Origin of the sequence: Phenylobacterium sp., assembly GCF_016793225.1 — a bacterium.
Taxonomy (GTDB): domain Bacteria; phylum Pseudomonadota; class Alphaproteobacteria; order Caulobacterales; family Caulobacteraceae; genus Phenylobacterium.
In genome coordinates this window covers 1-5134 of record NZ_JAEUMN010000175.1, presented here as the reverse complement: position 1 = coordinate 5134, position 5134 = coordinate 1, and the positions used below count along the sequence as shown (strand labels likewise).

6 protein-coding genes are annotated in these 5134 nt (G+C 70.4%); 1 reads left to right on the top strand and 5 read right to left on the bottom strand.

What is annotated here, in order from left to right:
• Nucleotides 1-216: 216 nt before the first annotated feature.
• From JNK30_RS20450 to hrcA, 3 genes are all read right to left on the bottom strand, one after another.
• Nucleotides 217-882 (bottom strand): PEPxxWA-CTERM sorting domain-containing protein, encoded by a 666-nt coding sequence (locus tag JNK30_RS20450; protein WP_293485186.1) that lies wholly within the window; start codon nt 880-882, stop codon nt 217-219.
• A gap of 294 nt (nt 883-1176) precedes the next feature.
• Nucleotides 1177-1803, bottom strand: coding sequence for a nucleotide exchange factor GrpE (gene grpE / locus JNK30_RS20445; protein WP_293485185.1), 627 nt, complete (start codon nt 1801-1803; stop codon nt 1177-1179).
• Nucleotides 1804-1845: 42 nt separating this feature from the next.
• On the bottom strand, nt 1846-2871 hold the full coding sequence (gene hrcA, locus JNK30_RS20440) for a heat-inducible transcriptional repressor HrcA (protein WP_293485188.1): 1026 nt from the start codon (nt 2869-2871) through the stop codon (nt 1846-1848).
• Nucleotides 2872-3032: 161 nt separating this feature from the next.
• Between hrcA and rph the strand changes: the two genes are divergently transcribed.
• Complete coding sequence (gene rph, locus JNK30_RS20435; RefSeq protein WP_293485183.1) at nt 3033-3746, top strand: ribonuclease PH; 714 nt, start codon at nt 3033-3035, stop codon at nt 3744-3746.
• Nucleotides 3747-4107: 361 nt separating this feature from the next.
• Here rph and JNK30_RS20430 read toward each other — a convergent pair whose 3' ends face one another.
• Both JNK30_RS20430 and JNK30_RS20425 read right to left on the bottom strand, forming a co-directional pair.
• Nucleotides 4108-4347: a helix-turn-helix transcriptional regulator gene (locus JNK30_RS20430; RefSeq protein ID WP_293485182.1), complete on the bottom strand. Its 240-nt coding sequence runs from the start codon at nt 4345-4347 to the stop codon at nt 4108-4110.
• Nucleotides 4348-4359: 12 nt separating this feature from the next.
• Nucleotides 4360-4896: a DUF2975 domain-containing protein gene (locus tag JNK30_RS20425; RefSeq protein ID WP_293485181.1), complete on the bottom strand. Its 537-nt coding sequence runs from the start codon at nt 4894-4896 to the stop codon at nt 4360-4362.
• Nucleotides 4897-5134 lie beyond the last annotated feature (238 nt).

Here is a 5134-nt window from a genome sequence, read left to right as displayed (position 1 = left end):
GCCCAGCGCGCGAAGCAGCGCGGCGCGTTCGATCGTCAGCTTCATCTCAGTCCCGGCTCGCCATACGCACCCGGGCGAATCACCCGCGCCCGCGCGCGCCCCCGGTTCGAGGGACTAGCGACATTAGCGATTTCGTCGCCTTGCGAAAGGCCCGGCCAGACGGCAGGACGCCCCGCCGCGGGGACGGGGCGTCGAGGCTGTGGATATCTGGAAGGCTCAGGCCAGCCGGAGCGCGCGGCGACGGCCGCGGATCATGGTCCCCACTCCGCCGAACCCGAGGATCATCAGCGCCCAGGCGCCGGGCTCCGGGATGCCGGGGCCGACCACGGGCTCGTTGACCTGCGCAGAGAAGGAGACGTTGTCCAGGCCGAACGCCTCGTCACCGAAGCCCTGAAGGTTCGGATAGAGGAACTGGAAGGTGTTGACCCCCAGCACCGCGGTGAACGGCACCGTGATGGTGCGGAGCTGTCCCGAGCCGGTGACCGTCGTTCCGGCGGGGCCGGAGAAGCCCTCGCCGCCGCCGCCGCCCATGGCGAAGGTGCCGGTGAACACCGTCGCGCCGTTGATGATGAGGTTCAGGGTGTCGGTGCAGCAGTTGAACCCGTCAAGGGTGCGGAACCCGAGCAGGTCGAACGTCAGGAGCCCGTTGTTGGCCGACGTCGAGGCGCCGACCGAGGTCTGGGTGAGCGTCGCCGACGCCGCGCCGTTGCTGGACAGCTGGCCGAGGATGCCCGCGTCGCCGGAATTGGAGTCGGCCGAGATAGCCCACTCGGAACCGACGCCGGCGCCGAAATCCGTGCTGTAGGAGAACGTGGCCGCGCCCGCCGCACCAGCGGCTGCGCTCAGAGCTATGGCGGCGATCCCGCCGATAAGACGCTTCATTGAACACCTCCCAAGAATTGGCCGGTGTGTCCTGCCAGCCGGAGAGCAACCTTCACGCCCTTGGAAACAGACCGTCAATCGATGTCGCCTCTGGGGGGAAACCAAGCTCGCGGTCGCCGCTGCGGCCGGAGATGCGGGAGCGCCGACAACGAAGAACACCCCCCGGGTGGCCGGAGGGCGTTCCGTACGCGTTACTCAAGCCGGCGCCAGGGGCGCGGAGGCTCGCCCGCACCAGACAGCGGTGGCCGGATAAAATCAAGCAATTCAATCAGATGTGTCGGCTTCCCGACGCAGTCAGGCCCGGGTGTCGAGGCTGCCGCCCTGCTCGCCGTCGCTGCCCGCGCCGCCGTCGTAGGGGTTGGCGGCGGGCGCCGCGGCCGCCTCGGCCTTGGGGGCGTTGGCGCCCGAGCCCTTGGCCGCGACCACCACCATAGCGGGCCGCACCAGGCGGCCGAGCAGCTCGTAGCCGGCCTGCAGGGTCTGGATGACCGAGCCGGCGGCGACGTCGGCGTCGACCTGCTCCATCATGGCCTGGTGCTTGTGCGGGTCGAACTTCTCGCCCTTGCCGGGGCTGACCTTGGCCAGGCCGTTCTTCTCGAAAGCCGACAGGAGCTTCTTCTCGGTGAGCTCCACGCCCTCGATGAAGCTCTTCAGCTTGGAATCGCCGGAATCCGGCGGGTTGGAGGCGATGGCCAGCGAGAGGTTGTCGGCCACGTCCAGCAGGTCGCGGGCGAACTTGGTGATGGCGTAGGCCCGCGCGTCGTTCATCTCCCGCTCGGCGCGGCGCCGGGTGTTCTCGGCCTCGGCGGCGTAGCGCAGGACCTGTTCCTTCAGCGCCTGGACCTCGGCGAGCAGCGCGGGGACGTCGGCGTCGCCGGCTTCCTCGGGCGCACCGTCCACGGGGGTGTTGTCTTCGGACATCTCTTCTCTTCGGACCCTTGGTTCACTCGTGGCGCGCGGCGCCTATGCCTTCATCACCTGGCCAAGCACGCGGGCGGTGTAGTCCACCAACGGAATGATCCGGGCATAGTTCAGCCGGGCAGGGCCGATGACGCCGATGGCGCCGACGACCCTCTGCGCGCCCGTCATATAGGGCGCCGCGATCACAGCGGAACCCGAAAGGGAGAACAGGCGCGTCTCGGCGCCGATGAAGATGCGCACGCCCTCGCCGTCGCGGACGCCGTCGAGGAGCTGGATGAGCTGCTCCTTCTGTTCCAGATCCTCGAAGAGCGAGCGGACGCGCTCGAGGTCCTCCAGGGCCTCGCGGTCCTCGAGCAGGTTGGCGCGGCCGCGCACGATGAGGGCGCGGTCCTCGGCCTCGCCCCCGCTCCAGGCGGCCAGGCCGTCCTCGACCAGCCGCGCCGCCGTCTGGTCGAGCTCGCGCCGCGCCCGGTCCAGTTCGGCGCGCAGGTCGGTGCGCGCCTCCACGAGCGTCCGGCCCCGGAGCCGGGCGTTCAGGAAGTTGGACGCCTCCTGCAGGGCCGACGGGGTGACGCCCACCGGGAGCCGCATGATGCGGTTTTCCACGACGCCGTCGTCGAAGACCATGATCGCCAGCGTGCGGTCGCCGGAGAGCCGCACGAACTCCACGTGGGTCACGCCCGCATCCCGCATCGGCGTGACCACGATCCCGGCGCCGCCGGCGAGGCCCGAGAGGATGGCCGAGGCCTCGTTCAGGGCCTCCTCGTAGTTCCGGCCGTGCGCGCCCAGCCGGGCCTCGATGGAACGCCGGTCCTCCTCGGCGATGTCGCCCACCTCCAGGAGGCCGTCCACGAAGAGCCGCAGCCCGGCGTGGGTCGGCTGGCGTCCCGCGCTGACGTGGGAGGCGCCCAGGAGTCCGAGCTGCGTCAGGTCCTGCATGGTGTTGCGGATCGACGCGGGCGAGAGCGAGACCCCGCCCTTGGAGAGCGTGCGCGAGCCCACCGGCTCCCCCGTCTCCAGGTAGCTCTCGACGATCCGGCGGAAGATGTCGCGGGCGCGCGCGTCCATGTCGGCGAGCGAGGGGCCGCGGTTCAGGAACGGGGGGGTCACGGCGAGCGGTGTCTGCTGTGGGCCATGGTGCGTGTCCGTATAGTAGGATAAGCGCGGGTCCCGCCGGCGCAAGCTCGCGCCTGCCCCAAGTCCTCCGAGACCGAGATCCCCCCGAGACCATGCGACCGTCCGAACGCGCCCCCGACCTCCTCCGCCCGCTGACGCTCGAGACCGGCGTCACCCGCTATGCCGAGGGCTCGTGCCTGATCAGCGCCGGCCACACCCGGGTGCTGGTGACCGCGAGCCTCGAGGAGGGCGTGCCCGGCTTCCTGCGGGGCAAGGGCCAAGGCTGGGTCACGGCCGAGTACGGCATGCTGCCCCGCGCCACCCACACCCGCGGGCGCCGCGAGGCCGCGGCCGGCAAGCAGAGCGGCCGCACGCAGGAGATCCAGCGGCTGATCGGCCGCAGCCTGCGCGCCGTCACCGACCTGAAGGCCCTGGGCGAGCGGCAGATCACGGTGGACTGCGACGTGCTGCAGGCGGACGGCGGCACCCGCACGGCCTCGATCACGGGCGCCTGGGTCGCCCTGCGGCTGGCCACGCGCTACCTGCTGGACGAGGGGGTGATCGCCACCGATCCGATCCTGGACCAGGTGGCCGCGGTAAGCTGCGGCATCTTCGCCGGCACGCCGGTGCTCGACCTCGACTACGAGGAGGACTCCAACGCCGAGGCCGACGCGAACTTCGTGCTGACGGGATCGGGCGACATCGTCGAGGTGCAGGCGACGGGCGAGAAGCGCGGCTTCAGCCAGGCCGAGTTCGACGCCCTGTTCTCCCTGGCCCGCAAGGGCATCGGCGAGCTGTGCGCCCGGCAGCGCGACGCGACGGCCTGAGTCCCCGCGGCGGTCGACGCCGGATACGCAAACGGCGCCGCCCTCCCGGGTCGGCGCCGCCGGCGCTCGCAGATCCGGCCGAAGCCGGACGGTGCGCGATATCAGAAGAACACGCCGAAACGCATGGCCTGCGGAGGCAGGCGCTCGAGCTCGCGGGCGAGCGGGGCGAACAGCGCGTCCAGGAACTTTTCGATCCAGGCAGCCATTTTCGTGCTCCATGTTGCAGTGCAACGTGAGCGTCAGATAGGTCGCGCCCTCGTGGAAATCAAGGATTTCCTCCCTGGGTGAATAAATTGCGCTGCAATGCCGCAGGGAGCCGGGTGCGATGCAGCAATGCCGGCGGCCCGAGGCCGGGCGGCCCCTACTCCTCCATGTCGTCGGCGAGCGCGTCGTCGGGGCCGGGCTCGTAGACCAGCAGGTCGCCGGGCTGGCAGTCGAGTTCGCGGCAGAGGGCCGACAGGGTCGAGAAGCGCACGGCGCGGGCTTTCCCGGTCTTCAGGATCGAGAGGTTGGCGATGGTGACGCCGACGCGGTCGGCCAGTTCGGTCAGCGACATGCGGCGTTCGAGCAGCACGCGGTCGAGGCTCACGCGGATGGGCATGGTCGTGGGGCCTCAGATCGTCAGTTCGGCTTCGCGCCGCAGCCGCGCGCCTTCGCGGAACACCTCCGCCAGCACGAAGACCACGAGCACCGAGAACCAGGCGGTGAGGCTGAGGGTGGGCTCCTCCCGATCGACGCCCGGCAGCCAGGCGGACACGATCCAGAAGGCGTAGCGGCCGACCTCGAGGCCGGCGAGCATCAGGCCGATCAGGCGCAGGCGCGCCACGTTGTCGGGGTGGAAGGGGTCGCCGACGGTCAGCGTCGAGAAGATGCGGCGCAGCGCCGCCACGATGACCAGGACGCCCACGAGGTAGAGCGCGGCGCCGAACACGCCGGCCGCCATCGAGGGGCCGTTGTTGCGGATGAGGTCCGGCAGCGCCTTGGCGTCGCCTTCGGCGATCCGCGGCAGGACGTCGGGGTTGAAGCTCAGCAGCAGCGCCGCGAGCGCGATCAGGGACAGGACGCCGACGCCGATCCAGAGTGCGGCGAAGACGACGTCGAGGATGATCTTCAGGAAGCTCGAAACCGAGCCCGGACCCAAGGCGCGCATGCCCGTCAATGCCCCACGATTGAAGGGTTCGTCTGGATCCGCCGCGGCCGGGGCTCGCCCTTCGAAGGGCGCTCTCCAGCCCAGGCCGGGGCGGATCGGACGATCCTCATGACTCGTTGCGCCGAGTCTTAGAGGAAGGCGGCGCGGGCGGCGATGCTGAGGATCGGCGCGGCGGCCAGGACGACGATGAAGGTCATCGCGGTGCGGTCGAGGATGTTCATGGTCTTGGCGAACATTT